At 60.2% G+C, this 19,207-nt stretch carries 19 protein-coding genes, 1 tRNA gene and 1 pseudogene; 10 read left to right on the top strand and 11 right to left on the bottom strand.

Features of this window, described 5'->3' with window-relative positions:
• Positions 1–26: 26 nt before the first annotated feature.
• On the bottom strand, positions 27–653 hold the full coding sequence (locus H4I99_RS17090; protein WP_163901903.1) for a J domain-containing protein: 627 nt from the start codon (positions 651–653) through the stop codon (positions 27–29).
• A gap of 107 nt (positions 654–760) precedes the next feature.
• Here H4I99_RS17090 and H4I99_RS17085 point away from each other — a divergent pair, with 107 nt between their 5' ends.
• Positions 761–1,042: a BolA family protein gene (locus H4I99_RS17085; RefSeq protein WP_163901905.1), complete on the top strand. Its 282-nt coding sequence runs from the start codon at positions 761–763 to the stop codon at positions 1,040–1,042.
• A gap of 66 nt (positions 1,043–1,108) precedes the next feature.
• On the opposite strand, the pseudogene H4I99_RS17080 reads toward H4I99_RS17085, so the two are convergent.
• The 3 genes and pseudogenes from H4I99_RS17080 to H4I99_RS17070 all read right to left on the bottom strand — a co-directional run.
• Positions 1,109–1,978 (bottom strand): annotated as a pseudogene (locus tag H4I99_RS17080) (HlyC/CorC family transporter); the annotation flags it as partial.
• Between the two features lie 11 nt (positions 1,979–1,989).
• The gene (gene aroB / locus H4I99_RS17075) at positions 1,990–3,117 is read right to left on the bottom strand and encodes a 3-dehydroquinate synthase (protein ID WP_163901909.1); all 1,128 of its coding nucleotides are present in this window, start codon (positions 3,115–3,117) and stop codon (positions 1,990–1,992) included.
• Positions 3,110–3,706, bottom strand: a complete 597-nt coding sequence (locus tag H4I99_RS17070) for a shikimate kinase (RefSeq protein ID WP_163901911.1) — start codon at positions 3,704–3,706, stop codon at positions 3,110–3,112. Before H4I99_RS17070 ends, aroB begins: the two co-directional genes overlap by 8 nt.
• A gap of 148 nt (positions 3,707–3,854) precedes the next feature.
• Between H4I99_RS17070 and H4I99_RS17065 the strand changes: the two genes are divergently transcribed.
• The 5 genes from H4I99_RS17065 to H4I99_RS17045 all read left to right on the top strand — a co-directional run bounded on the left by H4I99_RS17065 (position 3,855) and on the right by H4I99_RS17045 (position 7,705).
• Positions 3,855–4,007: a hypothetical protein gene (locus H4I99_RS17065; RefSeq protein WP_164490820.1), complete on the top strand. Its 153-nt coding sequence runs from the start codon at positions 3,855–3,857 to the stop codon at positions 4,005–4,007.
• Between the two features lie 15 nt (positions 4,008–4,022).
• Positions 4,023–4,964: a site-specific tyrosine recombinase XerD gene (xerD, locus tag H4I99_RS17060; protein ID WP_163901913.1), complete on the top strand. Its 942-nt coding sequence runs from the start codon at positions 4,023–4,025 to the stop codon at positions 4,962–4,964.
• Between the two features lie 76 nt (positions 4,965–5,040).
• Complete coding sequence (locus H4I99_RS17055; protein WP_163901915.1) at positions 5,041–5,994, top strand: acetyl-CoA carboxylase carboxyltransferase subunit alpha; 954 nt, start codon at positions 5,041–5,043, stop codon at positions 5,992–5,994.
• Positions 5,995–6,167: 173 nt separating this feature from the next.
• Positions 6,168–7,472, top strand: coding sequence for a L,D-transpeptidase family protein (locus tag H4I99_RS17050; RefSeq protein ID WP_163901917.1), 1,305 nt, complete (start codon positions 6,168–6,170; stop codon positions 7,470–7,472).
• Positions 7,469–7,705, top strand: coding sequence for a sulfurtransferase TusA family protein (locus H4I99_RS17045; RefSeq protein ID WP_163901919.1), 237 nt, complete (start codon positions 7,469–7,471; stop codon positions 7,703–7,705). Before H4I99_RS17050 ends, H4I99_RS17045 begins: the two co-directional genes overlap by 4 nt.
• Before the next feature lie 50 nt (positions 7,706–7,755).
• Here the strand turns inward: H4I99_RS17045 and H4I99_RS17040 are convergent, their stop codons facing one another.
• Both H4I99_RS17040 and H4I99_RS17035 read right to left on the bottom strand, forming a co-directional pair.
• Positions 7,756–8,919, bottom strand: a complete 1,164-nt coding sequence (locus H4I99_RS17040; protein ID WP_163901921.1) for a CobW family GTP-binding protein — start codon at positions 8,917–8,919, stop codon at positions 7,756–7,758.
• A gap of 14 nt (positions 8,920–8,933) precedes the next feature.
• Positions 8,934–10,031, bottom strand: coding sequence for a D-alanyl-D-alanine carboxypeptidase family protein (locus H4I99_RS17035; protein ID WP_425314388.1), 1,098 nt, complete (start codon positions 10,029–10,031; stop codon positions 8,934–8,936).
• 178 nt (positions 10,032–10,209) lie between these two features.
• Between H4I99_RS17035 and H4I99_RS17030 the strand changes: the two genes are divergently transcribed.
• The 3 genes from H4I99_RS17030 to H4I99_RS17020 all read left to right on the top strand — a co-directional run bounded on the left by H4I99_RS17030 (position 10,210) and on the right by H4I99_RS17020 (position 11,965).
• Complete coding sequence (locus H4I99_RS17030) at positions 10,210–11,373, top strand: M20 aminoacylase family protein (protein ID WP_163901922.1); 1,164 nt, start codon at positions 10,210–10,212, stop codon at positions 11,371–11,373.
• A 66-nt stretch (positions 11,374–11,439) separates the two neighbouring features.
• Positions 11,440–11,516: transfer RNA gene (locus H4I99_RS17025), tRNA-Arg, on the top strand.
• A 158-nt stretch (positions 11,517–11,674) separates the two neighbouring features.
• A complete protein-coding gene (locus tag H4I99_RS17020) occupies positions 11,675–11,965 on the top strand; it encodes a hypothetical protein (protein ID WP_163901924.1) in 291 nt (96 codons plus the stop codon).
• Between the two features lie 176 nt (positions 11,966–12,141).
• On the opposite strand, the gene H4I99_RS17015 is transcribed toward H4I99_RS17020, so the two are convergent.
• From H4I99_RS17015 to H4I99_RS17005, 3 genes are all read right to left on the bottom strand, one after another.
• A complete protein-coding gene (locus H4I99_RS17015; RefSeq protein ID WP_163901926.1) occupies positions 12,142–12,306 on the bottom strand; it encodes a hypothetical protein in 165 nt (54 codons plus the stop codon).
• A gap of 501 nt (positions 12,307–12,807) precedes the next feature.
• Positions 12,808–13,308 (bottom strand): YciE/YciF ferroxidase family protein, encoded by a 501-nt coding sequence (locus H4I99_RS17010; RefSeq protein ID WP_163901928.1) that lies wholly within the window; start codon positions 13,306–13,308, stop codon positions 12,808–12,810.
• Between the two features lie 90 nt (positions 13,309–13,398).
• A complete protein-coding gene (locus H4I99_RS17005) occupies positions 13,399–15,243 on the bottom strand; it encodes a heavy metal translocating P-type ATPase (RefSeq protein ID WP_163901930.1) in 1,845 nt (614 codons plus the stop codon).
• A gap of 125 nt (positions 15,244–15,368) precedes the next feature.
• Between H4I99_RS17005 and dxr the strand changes: the two genes are divergently transcribed.
• A complete protein-coding gene (gene dxr, locus H4I99_RS17000; RefSeq protein WP_163901932.1) occupies positions 15,369–16,562 on the top strand; it encodes a 1-deoxy-D-xylulose-5-phosphate reductoisomerase in 1,194 nt (397 codons plus the stop codon).
• A 16-nt stretch (positions 16,563–16,578) separates the two neighbouring features.
• Here the strand turns inward: dxr and H4I99_RS16995 are convergent, their stop codons facing one another.
• Both H4I99_RS16995 and hemA read right to left on the bottom strand, forming a co-directional pair.
• Positions 16,579–17,706 carry a serine hydrolase domain-containing protein gene (locus H4I99_RS16995; RefSeq protein WP_163901934.1) on the bottom strand — a complete coding sequence of 376 codons (1,128 nt, stop codon included), beginning with the start codon at positions 17,704–17,706 and terminating at the stop codon, positions 16,579–16,581.
• A gap of 78 nt (positions 17,707–17,784) precedes the next feature.
• The gene (hemA, locus tag H4I99_RS16990; protein WP_163901936.1) at positions 17,785–18,999 is read right to left on the bottom strand and encodes a 5-aminolevulinate synthase; all 1,215 of its coding nucleotides are present in this window, start codon (positions 18,997–18,999) and stop codon (positions 17,785–17,787) included.
• Positions 19,000–19,207: the final 208 nt, after the last annotated feature.

Below are 19,207 nucleotides of genomic sequence, written 5' to 3'. Positions count from 1 at the left end.
AATGAAACTTCTTGCCAAGCTTCGGATTAACAGAAACCAGCCTGCTTTAACAATTGATACGCCTGAATAACAGCGCGAAAGCGCTCTTCCGAGCCCCGGTCTCCGCCATTTGCGTCAGGATGGTGTTTTTTTACAAGCTCCTTGTAACGGCTCTTGATCTCCGTCGGCGAGGAATTGCCGGGAAGCCCCAGCGTATCGAAGGCTTTGGCCTCAAGACTCTTCAATTTTCGCGTTTGCGACTGCAAGCGCGGCCCATTGCCGCGGCTTTGCTGCACGAAGCCGAATGGATCTTTCACACGCGCCTGCGAGGCTGCCGAACCGGACCGAGCAGTCGAATGCAGCGGGCTTGCGCGCGCGGCCTTGTTGACGCCGACCGTCCAGGTCGGGCGATGCCCGGTGATCGCTTCCTTCTGGTAGCGCGCGATCTCGCCGTCCGAAAGGCCGGAGAAATAATTATAGCCCTTGTTATATTCCTTCACGTGCTCGAAGCAGAACAGAAAGAACTGGCCCTCGGCGTTGCGACCGACGGGCGCGCGATGCACACCCGGCTTGTCGCAGCCGTCCCATTGACAGGTCGCAGGTGCAGGCTCGGCTTCCGGCGCTTTTTTCCGTTGCGTCCGGATCCGATCGAAATATTTTGAATCGAGTTTCATCCGGTGATTATGGTGCCTCCGGCAAATGACGACAAGAATTGACAAACGCGAATGTTCGGAGCTTTGTGGGGGCTTTTTCGAGGACTGCCGAAGCAGGTTGGGAAAGCATGGCCATACGCACCACAATTGAGGCGAAACTGCGCGCGGCCTTTTCGCCGGAACGGCTCCTTGTGATCGACGAAAGCGCCCATCATGCCGGCCATCAAGCAGACATCACGGGCACGGGCGAAACCCACATGCGGGTCAGGATCGTAGCCGCCGAATTCAACGGCATGACGAGGCTTGCCCGCCACCGGGCGATTACGGAGTTGCTCAAGCCGGAGCTTGATGCAGGCCTGCATGCGCTGGCAATAGAACCAGCGGCACCGGGCGAAGCAACCCGCTGGTAGCCACCAGACAATTCATTGTCGTGGGAACCGCCTCCAAGTGGTTCCGCTACCGCCCGATTTCAAGCGTTATTGCGGTCTCGCAACATCCTCGACAGGACGAATCCTCAGCTTGGTCAACCGGTTCTTCTCGCGTTTCATGACGATGAAGCGCTTTCCGTGGAACGTGAACGCCTGACGCTCTTCCGGGATGGACTTGGATTCATGGATGACGAGACCGGCGATCGTCGTCGCCTCCTCGTCCGGAAGGCTCCAGTCGAGCACGCGGTTGAGATCGCGGATCGGCACAGATCCATCCACCACGATCGAACCATCCGCCTCCTGCCGGACCCCCTGGATCTCAAGGTCGTGTTCATCGGCGATATCGCCAACGATCTCCTCGAGAATATCCTCAAGCGTCACGATACCCTGCACTTCGCCATACTCATCAACGACCACGGAAAAATGCACCTTGCGACGCAGGAAAGCACCAAGCTGGTCCCGGAGACTGGTCGTATCGGGCACGAACCAGGGTTTTTGCGCGAACTTGGTGATATCAAGCCTTTCCGGTTCTACACCGGGTTCGGCAAGCGCCCTCAAGAGATCCTTGGCATGCACCACGCCGACGATGTTTTCCGTCGAACCCTTCCAGAGCGGCATGCGCGTATAAGGGCTTTCCAAAACTGCGCGCACTGCTACTTCCGGCGGGTCATCCACATTGACGCCCCGCATCGCCGTGCGATGCCGCATGACGTCGGAAACTTCGAGCTCATCCAGCTCGAAGAGACCGCTCAACCGGTCGCGCTCCTGCCTGTCGGAAGAGGCTTCGCGATGAGCAAGCTGGAGCGCCGCGTGAAGCTCGTCGGAACTGGCAAGCGTCAGCGTATCTTCCGAAAGGCGCACACCGGTGGTACGCAGAAGGCTGCGGATCAGCGCATTGACAGCGCGCGACAGCAGGCCATTTCCTGAGGTCATTTCTTGCGCTTTTCCTCCAGGAAACTGATCACCTCGGAGGCCGGCACGTCGTCGGCGACGAAGGACTGGCCGATCCCGCGGGTCAGGATGAAGGTGAGCTTGCCTCCCTTGACCTTCTTGTCCTGCGCGATGGCATCCATCAGGAATTCGGTCGATGGCAGTTCGCCCGGAATCTCATCGATCCGGGTCGGCAGGCCAACCGCCTTGAGATGGGCTTCGACACGCGCGGCATCATCTGGGCTCGCCAGATTGAGCCGCGCGGAGAACTGGTGCGCCAGCACCATGCCGATCGAGACGCCCTCGCCATGCACGAGGCGGCGGCTGTCGTATTCGGTTGCAGCTTCCAGCGCATGGCCGAAAGTATGGCCGAGATTCAGAAGCGCCCGGCGACCATTCTCCCGCTCGTCGGCGACAACTACGTCGGCCTTCGCCTGACAGCTCGTCGCAATCGCCTCGATGCGGGCCGCACCGCCGGAAAAGACTTCCTTCCAGTTGTTTTCTAGCCATTCGAAGAAGTCCGGCTTATCGATCAGACCGTATTTGGCGACTTCGGCATAGCCAGCGCGGAATTCTCGCTCGCTCAATGTGTTCAAAACGTCGGTGTCGGCCAGCACGAGGTCGGGCTGGTTGAAGATACCGACGAGGTTCTTGCCATGGCGGGTGTTGATCCCGGTCTTGCCACCAACGGAGCTATCGACCTGCGACAGGAGCGATGTCGGGATCTGCACGAAACGCACCCCACGCCGAACGATACCCGCAGCAAAACCGGTGAGATCACCGATGACGCCGCCGCCGAGCGCAATAACGGTATCATTGCGCTCGATGCGCGCTTCCAGCAACACGTCGCAAACCTTGGTGAGGCTGTCGAAGCTCTTCGTCTTCTCTCCCGGCGGCAGACTGATGGACACGGCTTCGATGCCATCAGTCTGCAGGCTGTCCATCAGCGGATCGAGATAGAGTGCGCCGACGTGTTCGTCAGTGACGATCGCCGCCTTGCGCCCCTTGATTCGCGTCGATATCTCGCCGCCGGCCCGGCCGATCAGGCCAGGTCCGATTAGAATGTCATAGGCGCGCTCGCCGAGCGGAACATGCACCAGCCGTTCGGTATTGTCTGAACTAGTCATTCTTGCTTGCTGCCTTTGCGGTATGGTCGATGATCGCCGCCAGAACCTCGTTGGCGATGATCTCCTTGCGCACGTCGCGCGATACGACGGAGATATCGGCCAGCGCATAGACCGGGTAGCGTTTCTGCATCAGGTCTTCCAGCGTCTTCTTCGGATTTTCCGTTTTGAGAAGCGGCCGGTGATCGCGCTTGTTGACCCTTTCCCACAACACATCGAGATCGGCATTGAGCCAGAGCGAAATACCGCCCTTCTCGATCTGCCTGCGGGTCTTTTCATTGATGAAAGCGCCACCGCCGGTGGAGACCACGCGCGGCCCGGACTTCAGCAGGCGCTTGATAACCCGCGTCTCGAGTGCACGAAACTCGTCCTCGCCATAGGCGGCGAAAAGCTCGCTGATCGTCATGCGCGACACGCGCTCTATTTCCACGTCGGTATCGACAAAGGGCAAGCCGAGCTGCCCCGCGACCATGCGGCCGATCGCGGATTTTCCAGCGCCCATCAATCCGACGAAGACGAGATTGCGGCGCCCCAGTGCGGCCCGGGCACGCTCGCCCAAAGTCGGGACATCGGGAAAAATCGTATCGGTCATAGGCCTGTTCGCAAGTGTTTTAACACGGTATTTACAAATGCAGGGCAAGCGTCAAGCCATACGCATGAAGGAAAGCGATGGCCGCGCGCCTTGCAATGCGCAGGATGCGTCGTCATATCAGCTTTCGGCCTGCCCCAAGGACGATGCCATGCCCACCTTGCTCCGTTTCGCTTTCTTCTGTGCCACCGCCGTCGCGATCGTCTACGGCATCATGTGGTCGCTGGTGGTATTCGTCGAACCCCGGGAACGGGATGTCATCGTTCGCATCCCTTCCGAACGGGTCAATCCGACCGTACAATAACCAGCGGAGGCCGTCTTGTCCGATTTGAGCCGGGCCCGCATGGAGGCCTTTCTGGAGATGATGAGCGCGGAGCGCGGAGCCGCCGCCAACACGCTGTCGTCCTACGAGCGCGATCTCGGCGACCTCCACGACTTTCTAAGCCCACGGAAGATCGCTCTCGATGCGGCCGACCAGCAGACGCTCTCCGCTTATCTCTCGGATCTCGCCAGAAGGGGATACGAGCCGACATCTCAGGCCCGCCGCCTCTCCACCATGCGGCAGTTCTACAAGTTTCTCTACGCCGAGGGCCTGAGGGGCGACGATCCGACGGCCATTCTCGACTCTCCGAAGAAATCGCGGCCTCTCCCCAAGACACTTTCCGAAGATGAGGTGAGCCGGCTGCTCTCGCTCGCCGAGCAGGAGGCGGCTCTCGCCGGTCCCGGACAGCTGTCACGGCTGCGCATGCTGGCTCTGCTGGAACTGCTTTACGCCACCGGCATGCGCGTCAGCGAACTGGTAGCCCTGCCGGCCAAGGTTCTGGCGCAGGAAGGCCGTTTCCTGATGATCCGCGGCAAGGGAAACAAGGAAAGGCTGGTGCCGCTTTCCAAGGCCGCAATCGCCGCGGTCGCCCGTTATGGCCAACAACTTGCTGCGGAAACGGACGGAGAAACCGGCCCCTTCCTTTTCCCCGCCGCAAGCAAGGAAGGCCATCTCCCCCGTCAGGTTTTCGCCCGAGACCTCAAGGACCTTGCGATCAGGGCAGGCTTGAGGGCGTCGGCCATTTCTCCGCATGTCCTGCGCCATGCCTTTGCCAGCCACCTCCTGCAGAACGGCGCAGACCTGCGCGTCGTGCAGGAATTGCTGGGCCACAGCGACATTTCCACGACACAAATCTACACACATGTGCTGGATGAAAGGCTCCAGAAGCTGGTCCAGACACATCACCCCCTTGCAAAACAGGCCAAAAACCACGATTAGAGCCTCGGCTCTCCAGACTGGCAATGCCAGCGCCAGGCGCAAGAATGGCCAGGGCAGAAAGATCGGAACGGATTTCATGCACAACTATCTCGACTTCGAAAAGCCAATCTCCGACCTCGAGGCAAAGATCCACGAGTTGAAGAAACTTGCCGAGGAAGACCAGAGCATCGACACCTCCGAGGAGATCGGTCGGCTGGAGGCTCGCGTCGGCGAGGCCATGGTGGAGATCTATTCCAAGCTCAACCCCTGGCAGAAGACACAGGTCGCGCGCCATCCGCAGCGTCCGCACTTCGTCGATTACGCCGCTCGCCTGTTCACCGAATTCACGCCGCTTGCCGGCGACCGCAAGTTCGCCGAGGACGCTGCGATCCAGGCAGGCCTCGCCCGCTTCCGTGGCCAACCCGTCGCCGTGATCGGCCAGGAAAAGGGCAACGACACCAAGTCACGCCTCAAGCACAATTTCGGCAGCCCCCGTCCGGAAGGTTACCGCAAGGCCATCCGCATCATGGAAATGGCCGACCGCTTCGGCCTGCCGGTCGTCAGCCTGATCGATACGGCCGGTGCATATCCCGGCGTCGGCGCCGAGGAACGCGGCCAGGCGGAAGCCATCGCCCGCTCGACGGAAATGTGCCTTTCACTGCACGTTCCGATCGTCTCGGTCGTCATCGGTGAAGGCGGCTCCGGCGGCGCGATCGCCATTGCCACCGGCAACCGCGTCTACATGCTGGAACACGCGATCTATTCGGTCATTTCGCCGGAAGGTGCTGCCTCCATCCTCTGGCGCGATTCCACCCGCGCCAAGGAAGCGGCAACCAACATGAAGATCACCGCCGATGACCTCAAGGCGCTCGGTGTCATCGACGGCATCATTCCCGAGCCGGTCGGCGGCGGCCATCGCGATCCCCAGCGGGTCATCGACACCGCCGGCGACGTCATCGCTGGCGCCCTTGCCGAGCTTTCGGGCCAACCGGGAGAAAAGCTGCGCAACGACCGCCGTCAGAAATTCCTCAACATCGGGCGCAATCTCTGAGGCTTGCAGTGCAGATCCGCCACAATGCTGCTGCTTTGCAGCGTTATCGGCGGCCATATACTGGTCGGGCTGGCGCCTTTGGTTTATGATTTGTAAAGATTGAAACCATAAATTGGCAGCATGGCGCTTTCCGACGAAAGCACTTGTATCTTTTTCGAGATGAGCCGTCCGGAATGCGTTGGAAATCGTCTGTCCTCGTTTTGACCATGGCTGCGCTGCTGGCCGGTTGCACAGTCAACGAAACGCTTGAAACCGTCGATCTGTCCCAGGTCAAGGACAAGGTTGATCATCCCCTGTCGCCCAAGATCCTCGCGGACATGCAGGCGAAGGGCATGGAGCGCAATTCGCCAATCGCGATCCGCATCTTCAAGGAAGAGGGGGTTCTCGAGATCTGGAAGGCGAAGACGGACAACCGTTTTGAGAAGATCAAGGAATACGCGATCTGCGCATGGTCGGGCAGGCTCGGGCCGAAAATGAAGGAAGGCGATCGGCAGGCGCCGGAAGGCTTCTATCCGCTGTCGCCCCAGCATCTCAATCCGAATTCCAAGTATTACCTCGCCATCAACACCGGCTTTCCCAACCGTTACGACTCCGCCAACGGCCGTAACGGCACGAACCTGATGATTCACGGCGCCTGCTCGTCCGCCGGCTGCTATTCGATGACGGACGAACAGATCCTCGAGATCTACGCTTTCGCCCGCGACGCTTTCAAGGGCGGCCAGCAGACCATCCAGCTGCAGGCCTTCCCCTTCCGCATGACCGCAGAAAACATGGCACGCCATCGCGCCAGCCCGCATTTCGAATTCTGGCAGATGCTGAAAGCCGGCTACGATAATTTCGAGGTGACCAAGCGTCCCCCCGAGGTCGCCGTCTGCGGCAAGAAATACGTCTTCAACCAGCAGGTAGAAGGCGGTAAGGGCATGAACGCCGGTGCAGCCTGCCCCCCCATGTCGACGCCGCCGGCACTGGAGATGGCGCTCAATTCCTACAACAAGACCTATCAGATGGCCTATGACAAGGCGTTGAAGAAGCTTGGCGACAAGGTCTGGTACGATCCGACCGAAGCCGAGCGCAAGGCGATCGTCGCCGACCAGCGCAAGGGTCACGACCTCGCCTATGCGCCGACCGGCTCCGCGCTGAAGGCCGGCAAACTCGTATCTCTCGAGGACGCCGAGAAAATACAGACAGCGCAGTCCGCCGCGCCGACATCGGCGCCGGCTGCGATTGCCCGCATGGCGGCGGCGAAGCCGAACCAGAGCACGCCCGCGCCGGCAAACGCGCAGCCGCCGCAGCAGACCGCTGCGGTTGCTGTCGCTGCCGCTCCTGGCGCTGCAACCGCGCCGCAGCAGGGCACGCCGGCCGCCGTTCCCGTACCTCAACCCAATCCGCTGACGGCGACCACAGACACCACTACGCCGGCACAGGAAACCGCTCAGGCTGAAAAGAAGCCGTTCTGGAAGTTCTGGCAAACGCAATGAGTGAGCCTGTGGTCTATGACCTGAAGGGGCTGAAATGTCCCCTGCCGGTCCTCAAGACCCGTCGCCGGATGGCCGATCTGGCCGCCGGCACTGAACTCGCCATCGAGACCACCGACCCTCTGGCCGTGATCGACATCCCGCACTTCTGCCAGGAAGACGGACACGACCTGCTGGAAAGCATCAAGATCGATACTGGCCACCGCTTCCTGATCCGCAAGGGCGAGAAGCGGTGAGATCCGGCAACGCAATCAGATAAATCAGGACCCGTCCGCCGCCGCGGCCGTCAGATCTTCAGGCCCGGAATGGCCAGCGGATTGTCTTCCAATGCAGCCCTGTCCGGCCGGTCGATCGCGGGGCGTCCGGTAAACGCGTCGAACAATTCCCGCACGTAGGTTTCCGGAAGATCCTTGGTGATCAGCACAAGACGGGTGCGCCGGTCGGACGGATCGGGCCAGGCCGGCAGGCGGACCGGCTGAGGGAAAATCGACTGCACTCCGTGCAGCACCACCGGCCGGTCCGGCCGGTCGGTCAGCGCCACCACCGCCTTCATGCGCAGCAACTTTTCTCCATGGGTCGAACGGAGAATGTCGAGAAACATCTCCAGCGCCATCGGATCAATCGGCTGGTCATGGATGATCGAATAGGAACGGATGTCATCACCGTGCCTGTTCACATCGTGGCGGTGATGGTGACCATCATGGTGGTTATGCCCGTGGTCATGATCGTGACCGTGGTGTTCGTCGGTGTGATGATCGAGGTCATGTTCCGCCGCGATCTCGTCCTTAAGCCAGCGATCGACATCGGCGATCTTCGTCGCCGGATCATAGAGCCCGTTAACGAGAACTGCCGCTCTACCTGCTTCTTCACTGTCGCCATCTGTCATCGCGGCGCGAGGATTTAGTTCCTTCAGCCGGTCACTAAGCGCGTTGATGGCGGCATCGTCCGCAAGCGTCTTTTTCGTCAGGATCAGCCGGTCCGCTACCGCCACTTGCCGCAGGGCTTCTGAAAACCCTTCAAGCGTTTTCAAGCCGTTGACCGCATCGACCACGGTTATGACGCCATCGAGATCGAAATGCTGGCTGATCGCCGGATGTCCCATGACCGATTGCATGACCGGTGCCGGATCAGCAAGACCAGTGGTCTCGATCACGACCCGTGAAATCGGCTTCAGTTTTCCGGTCTGCATGCCGTCGATCAGCATTGCAAGCGTCTCGACCAGTTCGCCGCGCACCGTGCAGCAAAGGCATCCGTCCGCAAGTTCGATGACCGCGTCGTTCGAGGCCTCGACCAGCATATGATCGATCCCGACCTCGCCGAACTCGTTGATGATGACGGCAGCGTCCTTCATTACAGGATCCTTCAGGATCCGGTTGAGGAGCGTCGACTTTCCGGCGCCAAGGAAGCCGGTGATGATCGAGACCGGAATCCGGCCTTTTGCAGAGGACATGGTATCTCTCGAAATCAGAAGGTCGGCCGCGGCTTAGGGATCGGCACGTTGGCAATCTCTGCGACGTCCGCCCCGCCCGGCTTCTTGGCCGGCGTTTCGCTGCCGGGGATAAGGCCGGCGAAAACCGTACGCGGCGGCCGTCCCATTTCATGGATATAGGGCGAACGCAGCTTCATACGGCCCGCCTCGTCGCGCCCCTCGCTACGTACCTCTCGCGCTTTCGGATTGCAGACTTCGGCGCTGATGTCGGTCACCTCGCCCGCCGCATCGCCATATGGCTGCAACGTATCGAGGCGCGGACCGGAAGCGCCCGATGTGGTCAGCGCCTTCTGCAGCAGTTCGGCGGAGACGTCGGCGCGCCCGCCGAGACTGTCGGCGCCGAGAACGACCGAAACGACCGTCCGGCCGTTACGGGTGGCCGAGGAAACCTGATTGAAACCGGAAGCGCAGATATAGCCCGTCTTCATGCCATCCGCGCCGTCGAAGCGACCGATCAGCAGATTGTAATTCGGGTATTCCTTCTTGCCGGTATTGATACCCTCTAGCGAGAAATAACCGGCGTATTCCGGGAACTGCCGCCGCAATGCAACGGCGAGGATAGCAAGATCACGCGCCGTCGTATACTGGCCCTTGCCCGGCAGCCCATTGGGGTTGATGAAATGCGAGGATGTCATGCCGAGGCTTCTCGCATCTGCGTTCATGCGCGCGACAAAACCGTCGAGGGACCCGCCGACCCGCTCGCCGATGGCAACGGCAATGTCATTGGCCGACTTGACCAACATGATCTTCAGCGCGCTGTCGAGCGTCAGTTGAGCTCCCGGCTTGTAATACATCTTGCTCGCCGGCTGATCCGCGGCAACCTTGCTCATCGTAACGATGCTCTCGAGAGAAACCTCGCCGGCGCGAATAGCCTTGAAGGTCGAATAGGCGGTCATCATCTTGGTGAGCGAAGCGGGATACCATTTGCGGAACGCATCCTCATGCTCGATCACCCTGCCGGTGGCAACATCGACCACCATCTTCGGATTGGCATGGGAGAGCGTCGGAAACGCCACGGCCAGTGCACAGAAAAAGACCGCCAGCTTACGGCCGTTGAACTTGGTTTTCTGCACGGTGGAATACCTCGTCGACACGATCAGTCCTCTTCGGATGCGGATGAGTCTCGCAAACGGCAATGATTTGCCCTATGACTTCAAGCAATGGCAAAGCCCATTGAATACGTCAATCTTGAGGCGCGCATTCCCGCGCCAGTCCAAGCAATACCTTGAATTCGTCGAGCAGGAAAGCAACATGCCGATATTGAACCGCGCTGCCGAACTACAGGCGGAGGTCAGCGAATGGCGTCGCCATCTTCATGCCAATCCGGAAATTCTCTACGATGTCGAGAACACCGCGGCCTTCGTCACGGAGAAACTCAGGGAATTCGGTGTCGACGAAATCATAACCGGTATCGGCAGAACGGGCGTCGTGGGCGTGATCAAGGGACGCGGCGAAAGCGGCCGCTCCATTGGCTTGCGCGCCGACATGGATGCCTTGCCAATCGAGGAGATCAGCGGTAAGCCCTGGGCATCGAAGATTGCGGGCAGAATGCACGCCTGCGGCCATGACGGCCACACGGCCATGCTCCTGGGTGCGGCAAAATATCTCGCCGAAACCCGCAATTTCAACGGTCGAATCATCGTCATCTTCCAGCCGGCGGAAGAAGGCGGCGCAGGTGCGCTCGCCATGATCCAGGATGGGCTGATGGAACGTTTCGGCATCGAGGAAGTGTATGGCATGCACAACATGCCGGGCCAGCCGGTCGGCACCTTCTCAATCCGCAAGGGCGGCATCATGGCCGCCCCGGACAAGTTCTTCATCACCATCAAGGGCCGCGGCGGCCACGCGGCCGAACCGCACAACACGGTGGACCCGATCGCCATCGGAGCCCAGATCGTCACCAACCTGCAGCTGATCACCGCGCGCAACACAAATCCGATACGTTCCGTCGTGGTTTCCGTCACCCGCTTCAACGCTGGCACCACCCACAACATCATTCCGGAAGAGGCTTCGCTGACCGGCACGGTCCGTTCGCTTGATGAGACCGTCCGCGACCTCGCCGAAAAGCGCATACATGAAATTGCCCAAGGCCTCGCCGCCGCCAACGGGGCGATGGCGGAAGTCGTGTACGAACGCGCCTGCCCGGTCACTGTGAACCATCCGAAGGAGACCGAACATGCCACACGCGCCGCCATGGATGTCGCCGGCAAGGACAAGGTCAATGCCGAGGTCGACCCCTCGATGGCCGGCGAGGACTTCGCATTCATGCTGCAGTCCAGACCCGGCGCCTACATCATGATCGGCCACGGCGACACACCCGGCCTTCACCACCCGGCCTACGACTTCAACGACGAGGTGCTGGCCTACGGCATTTCCTATTGGGTCAGGCTCGCAGAGCAGCGCCTGACCGACTGAAGCCGAACATCACCTCAGGAAAAGGGCTTGGCTTCCCGCCCGGCCTTTTGTATGGATGCGTCAAGTGGTCCCGTAGCTCAGCAGGATAGAGCACCAGATTCCTAATCTGGGGGTCGCGCGTTCGAATCGCGCCGGGATCACCATCGGCCCTTTGAGCGCTCACTATGCCCTGTTGGCTATGCTCCGAGAGCGGAATATTTACCACTACTCAAGATTGCTCTGGCCCCAAGACGTTTCAAGTCTTGATCTCGAATGGGACATCCGGCGATAATCTTCCGTCATCATTGCCGTGGGGACCGCAATGCAGAACGAAATCAGTATCTTTGGATTTGAGATCCGGGCTCTGCAGAAGATGGGATGGCCTCTTTGGCTTCTCGCCATCTTCGCCTTCGTTATGCTGTTTACAGTATTGCGCCGCGTATCTTCCAGGTCTCAGACCATCGAGACGACCTTCCGTCAGACCTTCTGCCTGACAGACGACGAGATGATGGAATCCATCATCGAGTATTACATGGGAAAGCATGACTGCTGCCGGCAGGACGCGATGCGTCAACTTTTAAAGGAAGTAGATCCGGATCTGGTGAGGGCCTGAATTTCGCCTGTGAACACAGCGGTATTACCGTCCCAGTAGAAATCAAGGCATGTCACGCAAAGCTGCGCAGCCGCACTGCGACGAGGACCTGCATATAACAATGGCCCCAAGTGCAACAAACTAAATCGAAATATCGCGGACCTTCCAGAAGAACCGCAGGTTAACCTGAACAAAACTCAATAGCACTTGGTGCCTTCGGAACTGCCGATGCTGGCGGTCAACTGGCCGTCGAGATGCGGGGTATTGTCCTGAAAGGCCCACACACCGATACCGATCAGACACGCCCACATGGCGAGTGAGATGTTGGTCGCGAAAATGAGGGATTTCATCCTCGTGGTCATGGTCGGTTGCTCCTGGATCAGTCACAAACAGAATGACGCAGAAGCTTTTGAGTCCGCTTAAGTCGATCGCTAAAATGCAATCTAATTCTACGATTTCCTATCGAGCCTGCACAACAAGCATCTTATCGGTCACCAACCGCCCCAGGGGCAGCCCCGTGTCTCATCCACAAGGACGACGCTTTCAAGTCACGCCGGCGTGCTTGAAACGGCCCAGAGAGAGAACGGCCCAGGACGTTTTATCGGCGCAGAGGAAATGCTGATCGTGACCGCCATGCGAGGGAGAGTGTTCCCGGAATGCGGAGTTCAAGGGGAAGGTGAAAAGCTGTATCGTCAGCGCCTAATGAGCTGCGCGGGGGTATGAGAAACACCCGGAGCGGCAACTCCCCGTCCACCTATCGCCCGCGCCATCCAGAAGAACGTCGGCTATAAAAATATGCGGGATTGCTGGCTATCGATGGCGAGGCCCGATGTTGAGCGGACCTCGCCAAGCATGAAAGATGCTCAGGCGGCCTTCTTGCTTGCAGCGGCGTTGACCGCCGTTTCCGCAAGCTTGGTCAGCGCATCGTCCGTGTCGCTCTCTTCCTCCAGCGTAGCATTCAACAAGGTGACCGCATCGCGATGGCCAAGCTGCTGCGCCCAGGCACGCAATGTGCCGTAGCGACTGATTTCGTAATGCTCGACAGCCTGAGCAGCAGCCAACAGCCCTGCGTCGAGGGCTGGCGTGCCCTTGAATTCCTCGAGGATTTCCTCACCCTCATCAATGATACCATCGATTGCAGGGCAGGTCTTGGCGCGAGGCCGCTTGCCAATCATTTCGAAGATCTGCTGCAGACGTTCGACCTGGCCTTCGGTCTCATCCTTATGCTTCTCAAAAGCAGCCTTCAATTTCGGATCCTGAGCTCCCCGAGCCATTTTGGGCAATGTCTTCAGGATCTTCCGCTCAGCGTAGTAAATGTCCTTCAGGGTATCGTGAAAGAGGTCGTCCAGTGTCTTCTGTGTCATCGCGGCTATCTCCTCATCGCGTTGAAAACCACAGGTTCACAACCACACAGAAACGCCTTTGTTCCGGAGAAACGAGAAAACGTTCAAATATCAATCACGCAATGCACGCAGGGCATTCAGGATTACCGCAACGTCGATAAGTTCCTGCAACAGCGCACCCTGAACAGGCGGCAGATAACCGAAAGCGGCGACCACCATCGCGATCAGCGACAGGGCGAGACCGGCGAGAACGCTTTGCCGCGCGATCTTTCGTGTTCTGCGGGCGATCGCCAATGCCTGCGGGAGGCGATCAAGCATGTCGACCAACAGTACTACGTCAGCGGTTTCGGAGGATGCCGCAGCGCCTCGGGCCCCCATGGCCACGCCCACATCCGCCGCAGCCAGTGCCGGCGCGTCGTTGACACCGTCTCCGATCATCATAACCGGCCCATTCTTCCGCTCGGCGAGCACGATCTCGACCTTCTCGCCCGGCAGTAGATCGCCGCGGATGTCGTCCACCCCCAGCAGCGTTCCAGCGACTTCCACCACATCGGTACGGTCACCGGAGGCGAGCACGAAACGCCGGACACCCTGTTCTCTAAAGGCCCTGATCGCCGAACCTGCATCCTCGCGAATACGGTCAGAAAGAAGAATTATGCCTGCCAACTTGCCATCGACACCCAGCGCGACAACGGCGGTTCCGGGCGGCAGATCTCGCCCCAGCATGTAGGGATCACCGACTTCACATCTCCCATGCACGAAGTCGCTTCCGCCGACCACTACCGAATGCCCATCGAGCCGCCCCTCGAGGCCGGAACCCGGTGTCTCCACGATATCAGCAGGTGTGGAAAGCGTCATGCCGCGTACCTTTGCCTCGCGCACAAGCGCTTCGGCACTCACGTGGTTGGAAGCTTGATCGAGCGATGCCGCGAGCCTCAACACCTCGCCTTCCGGCATGACGCCGGTGGAGCGGATCGAAACCACCCCCGCCTGTCCGCTGGTCAGGGTACCGGTTTTGTCGAGAACGGCAGTCCGGATCCTTGCAAGGGATTCGAGCGCGCCACCGCTCTTGACCAGCACGCCACGGGAAGCCGCGCGCGACAGACCCGAAATGATTGCAACCGGCACGGCGAGAATGAGCGGACAGGGCGTCGCGACAACCAGAACCGCAAGAGCCCTGGTGCCGTCGTCGCTTGCCCACCATGCACCACCCGCAATCGCAAGCGTCAGCAGCAGGAACCAGACGGCATAGCGATCGGCAAGCCGCATCATCGGTGCTCGGCTCTGCTGGGCACCCTCCACCAATCGAACGATACCGGCATAGGTGCTCTCGTCGGAGCGCCGCAGAACCTCGATATCGAAGGCGCTACCGACCACAGTACCGCCGCTTGCCACTTCTTCCCGTCGTGAAAGCCGGACTGGAAGTGCTTCACCTGTCAGCGCCGACATGTCGACATCCGCCCGCTCGGACAAAAGCACTCCATCGACGGGCACGACCTCGCCGCGACGCACCAGAATACGATCGCCGGGACAAAGGTTCTCGATCGGAACCTCCTCAAGCCGCCCGTCGACATAACGCATGGAGGTATGTGCCACGCGGCCGAGAAGTGCCGTCATTTCGCGCCGCGCGCGCCCTTCGGCAAAATTTTCGAGCTGCTGTCCACCGGCATACATCAGCGCCACGATGGCGCCAGCCAGAGGCTCGCTGAAGGCAAGCGCCGCGGACATCGAAAGCCCGGCAATCACGTCCACGCCGAAATGCCCTTTGCTCAGCGAGCGCAGGATTTCCACGGCAAGTGCTGCAAGAACAATTCCCGTTCCCGCATACCAGGCAAGCGATGCAAGATCGGGACGATCGAAGAAAAGGAAAAGCCCCCCGCCGCCAAGCGCAACAAGCGCCAGAATCGCGAGAACCGCCGCACTATAGTCACGCACGACTGTCGAAATGGATCTCATCGTTCTCCGCTCCGGCCTCCACAAGCGACAGTCCAACTGCTTCAGCATTGTAAGCAATACTTGCCGCTTGCCCCTTTCCCTTGTAGACGGATCGGCAAATGAAGCAATCATCCGGACAAATGCAGATGACGACGGATAGCGGAAGGCCGCGGCACCTCACAATCCTCGGTTCAACCGGTTCGATCGGCGTCAACACGCTTGATGTCGTGCGTCAGCTCGGCGGCAGGGATGCCTTTGAGGTGATGGCACTCACCGGCAACGGCAACATCGAGCTTCTGGCACAGCAGGCGCGTGAGACCGGTGCGAAACTCGCGGTCACGGCGGACGAAAGCCAGTACATGACGCTGAAGGATGCGCTTTCCGGCAGCGGCGTCGACGTAGCAGCGGGGGTCTCCGGGCTCGATGAAGCCGCAAGCCTGGAAGCCGAATGGGTCATGGCGGCGATTGTCGGCACGGCAGGTCTCGCCCCGACACTGAAGGCTGCAAGCCGTGGCGCCGACATCGCACTCGCCAACAAGGAATGCCTCGTCTCCGCAGGCGAACTCTTCGTCGAGGCCGTCCGGGCCGGTGGCGGCCGGCTGATCCCGGTCGACAGCGAGCACAGCGCGATCTTCCAGTGTCTCGACAACGACCAGCGTCACGCGCTGGAGCGGATCGTGCTGACCGCCTCGGGTGGGCCTTTCCGCACCCATAGCCGTGAGCAGATGGCAAACGTCACCGTGGAGACGGCCAGAACCCATCCGAACTGGTCGATGGGCCTGAAAATCTCGGTCGGCAGCGCCTCGATGTTCAACAAGGCGCTGGAAATGGTCGAGGCCAAGCATCTCTTCGGCCTTCGTCCCGATCAGGTCGAGGTGATCGTTCACCCGCAGTCGATCGTCCATTCGATGGTCGGCTATAGCGATGGCTCCGTCATCGCCCAACTCGGCGCGCCGGATATGCGCACCGCCATCGGCTATGCGCTGACCTATCCGAAGCGCCCGAAGCTGGACGTGGAACGGCTCGACTTCGCAAAGCTGGCGCGGCTCGATTTCGAAGCGCCTGATGAGAAACGCTTTCCGGCGTTGCGGCTTGCGCGTACCGCGCTGGAGCGCGGCGGCGTTCAGGCCGCCGTCATGAATGCCGCGGAAGAAACCGCCTTCAACGCCTTCGTCGCAAGCCGGATCGGCTTTCTCGGCATGGCTGAGATCGTCGAGGAGGTGATGGAAAGGCTCATCTCATTGCCCCCGGCAAGGACCATTGCGGAAGTCTTCGCTGCGGACTCTGAGGCGAGGCGAACCGCCGTCCAGGTCATCGCCATCCGGGAACAGGCGGCCTGAGCCTCAGACCGTCAAATCACCCGCAGCGGTGCCCGTAGACGGCGCGGCGCAGCATCTCGGGATAGAACCCCATGCACCCTTCAAGCGCCGTATTCGTCATGCTGACGACGGTCAGTTCCTCGGCCGGATCCATGAACCAGCTATTGCCGTAGACGCCGCCCCACTGCACCGCGCCGGGCGGCAGCGCGGTTCCGGCCTCGCGCGAATCCGTGATCAACGCCCCGAAGAAACCGAACCGCGAACCCGGCTCTCCCTCGATATCCCCGATCTGGTTGGAGAGGCCCGCCTCGACGGTCTCGGATCTAAGGATCGGCGCACCGCCGGTGCGAAGCGTTTCCAGCAGCTTAAGCAGGTCATCCGCCGTGCCCGCCATCCCGGCACCACCGGACTGGAACGCCTTCGGATTGAAGATCCGCGAAGGAGAAAAGACGGCCCTCCAGCCGGCATCTTCCCCGGCAACCCACGGATCCGGCATCCGTACCGGCCGCGCCGCCCCATCTGCATAGGCCACCGTCAGGCGTTCGGGGTCTGTGACATGAAAACGCGCATCCTGCATCCCTAGAGGACCCGCGACGTAGTGAACGACGGCCGCTTCCAGGGTACCGCCATGCACGGCGGCCACAACACCGCCGAGAATATCGGTGGCAAAGGAATAGGCCCAACGCTCGCCCGGCGCAAAGGCGAGCGGAATATCGTTGTGACGCGCGAAGTTCTCCTCCAGCCCGAGATCCGTGTCGGCAATTCCGAGCGTGATCGCCCTGTCATCGGGAAGAAGCTCCAGCCCCTGATCATAGACTAGACCGGAGGTGTGGGTGAGTAGGTGCCGGATGGTGATCGGCGCCTCGATCCCGTCGGCGGTCTTAGGCCGAAACCAGGGGAGATACTGCGAAATCCGGTCATCGAGCCCGAATAGGCCCGCATCGATCATCGCCAGCGCCGTGGCTGCCACGATGGGCTTGGTGATGGAGGAATAACGGAAGATGCTGTCGATCCGCATGGGGATACCGGCTTCCCGGTCGGAGAACCCGGCGGCACGCCGCAGCAGCGGCTCGCCGTTGCGATAGACCAGCACGACGGCGCCGGTAATGCGCTCCTGCTCGACGGCCTGATCGATCATCCGGTTGACGCGGTCTGCAACAGTCATCCTTGAAAACCCCCGAAACGAAAAATGCGGACCATGTTTCCATGGTCCGCATCGGAATGACAGCGTTTGTGCCGGCGATCAAGCCACAGCGCGGGCAAGCGCACAACGCGACCACAGTTGGTGCAATGCGCCCACCAGATGGTCGATATCGGCATCCGAGTGCAGCGGCGTCGGCGTAATGCGCAGACGTTCCGTCTTCTTCGGCACGGTCGGATAGTTGATCGGCTGAACGTAGATGTTGAAATTGTCGAGCAGGATGTCCGAGATCCACTTGCACTTGGAAGCGTCGCCGACCATCACCGGAACGATGTGGCTCGGGTTCGGCATGTGCGGAATGCCACGGGCATCAAGCATGGAACGCAGGCGACGGACACGCTCCTGATGGGCGAAGCGCTCGATCTGGCTCGTCTTCAGGTGACGGATCGAGGCAACAGCGCCGGCAGCCAACGCCGGCGGCAGGGCCGTCGTGAAGATGAAGCCGGATGCGAAGGAACGGATGAAGTCGCAAAGCGCGGTGGACGCCGTGATGTAGCCACCCATGACGCCGAAGGCCTTGCCGAGCGTGCCTTCGATGATGGTCAGACGATCCATCAGGCCCTCACGTTCCGCAACACCGCCGCCACGCGGACCGTACATGCCGACGGCATGCACCTCATCGAGATAGGTCATCGCGCCATACTTGTCGGCGAGATCGCAGATTTCCTTGATCGGAGAGATATCGCCATCCATCGAATAGACCGATTCGAAGGCGATCAGCTTCGGCGCCTTGGGATCGGCTGCCGCCAGCTTGGCTTCGAGGTCCTTGAGGTCGTTGTGCTTCCAGATAACCCGCTCGCACTTGGCATAGCGGATGCCCTCGATCATCGAGGCGTGGTTCAGCGCATCGGAGAAGATGATGAGACCGGGGATCTTCTGGCCGAGCGTGCCGAGCGTCGCCCAGTTGGAGATATAGCCAGAGGTGAAGATCAGCGCCGATTCCTTGCCGTGCAGATCGGCAAGTTCGCGCTCGAGAAGAACATGGTAGTGGTTCGTGCCAGAGATATTCCGGGTGCCTCCCGCACCCGCGCCACAGTGATCGATCGTCGACTTCATCGCCTCGATCACGGACGCGTTCTGGCCCATGCCCAGATAGTCATTGGAGCACCAGACGGTAACGTCGTGCTGGCCGTCCTTGGTGTAGCGCGTGGCACGGGGGAAATTACCCTGCTGCCGTTCAAGATCCGCAAAAACCCGGTAACGGCCTTCTTCGTGAAGACCTTCCAGCTCGCTCTTGAAAAACGCTTCGAAATCCATCGTCAAAAAACTCCAGCCTGCTGCTTCTCTTTTGGGATCCTGTGCGCCAGCGGTCAACCCCGGGATTGTAAATTCATTCTAAACTGCGACAAAAGGCGCTGTCTGAGGAACCTTCTCAAAGAAGAGCTAATCGATCTCATCTATTTCAAACTTGATCTGTATCAAGCTGGAAGAAAAAGGGCAGCCGGAACCGCCCTTTCCGATATCG

The sequence above is a fragment of the Paenirhizobium daejeonense genome (assembly GCF_014280875.1).
Taxonomy (GTDB): domain Bacteria; phylum Pseudomonadota; class Alphaproteobacteria; order Rhizobiales; family Rhizobiaceae; genus Allorhizobium; species Allorhizobium daejeonense.
The sequence above is the reverse complement of the archived record's forward strand: the minus strand, read 5'-3'. Positions and strand labels throughout refer to the sequence as shown.

Excerpts from the sequence above, each read along its gene's own strand:
- H4I99_RS17090 (WP_163901903.1), bottom strand. The coding sequence starts at position 653 with ATGAAACTCGATTCAAAATATTTCGATCGGATCCGGACGCAACGGAAA.
- H4I99_RS17085 (WP_163901905.1), top strand. The coding sequence starts at position 761 with ATGGCCATACGCACCACAATTGAGGCGAAACTGCGCGCGGCCTTTTCG.
- aroB (WP_163901909.1), bottom strand. The coding sequence starts at position 3,117 with ATGACTAGTTCAGACAATACCGAACGGCTGGTGCATGTTCCGCTCGGC.
- H4I99_RS17070 (WP_163901911.1), bottom strand. The coding sequence starts at position 3,706 with ATGACCGATACGATTTTTCCCGATGTCCCGACTTTGGGCGAGCGTGCC.
- H4I99_RS17065 (WP_164490820.1), top strand. The coding sequence starts at position 3,855 with ATGCCCACCTTGCTCCGTTTCGCTTTCTTCTGTGCCACCGCCGTCGCG.
- H4I99_RS17055 (WP_163901915.1), top strand. The coding sequence starts at position 5,041 with ATGCACAACTATCTCGACTTCGAAAAGCCAATCTCCGACCTCGAGGCA.
- H4I99_RS17050 (WP_163901917.1), top strand. The coding sequence starts at position 6,168 with ATGCGTTGGAAATCGTCTGTCCTCGTTTTGACCATGGCTGCGCTGCTG.
- H4I99_RS17045 (WP_163901919.1), top strand. The coding sequence starts at position 7,469 with ATGAGTGAGCCTGTGGTCTATGACCTGAAGGGGCTGAAATGTCCCCTG.
- H4I99_RS17040 (WP_163901921.1), bottom strand. The coding sequence starts at position 8,919 with ATGTCCTCTGCAAAAGGCCGGATTCCGGTCTCGATCATCACCGGCTTC.
- H4I99_RS17030 (WP_163901922.1), top strand. The coding sequence starts at position 10,210 with ATGCCGATATTGAACCGCGCTGCCGAACTACAGGCGGAGGTCAGCGAA.
- H4I99_RS17020 (WP_163901924.1), top strand. The coding sequence starts at position 11,675 with ATGCAGAACGAAATCAGTATCTTTGGATTTGAGATCCGGGCTCTGCAG.
- H4I99_RS17015 (WP_163901926.1), bottom strand. The coding sequence starts at position 12,306 with ATGACCACGAGGATGAAATCCCTCATTTTCGCGACCAACATCTCACTC.
- H4I99_RS17010 (WP_163901928.1), bottom strand. The coding sequence starts at position 13,308 with ATGACACAGAAGACACTGGACGACCTCTTTCACGATACCCTGAAGGAC.
- H4I99_RS17005 (WP_163901930.1), bottom strand. The coding sequence starts at position 15,243 with ATGAGATCCATTTCGACAGTCGTGCGTGACTATAGTGCGGCGGTTCTC.
- dxr (WP_163901932.1), top strand. The coding sequence starts at position 15,369 with ATGACGACGGATAGCGGAAGGCCGCGGCACCTCACAATCCTCGGTTCA.
- H4I99_RS16995 (WP_163901934.1), bottom strand. The coding sequence starts at position 17,706 with ATGACTGTTGCAGACCGCGTCAACCGGATGATCGATCAGGCCGTCGAG.
- hemA (WP_163901936.1), bottom strand. The coding sequence starts at position 18,999 with ATGGATTTCGAAGCGTTTTTCAAGAGCGAGCTGGAAGGTCTTCACGAA.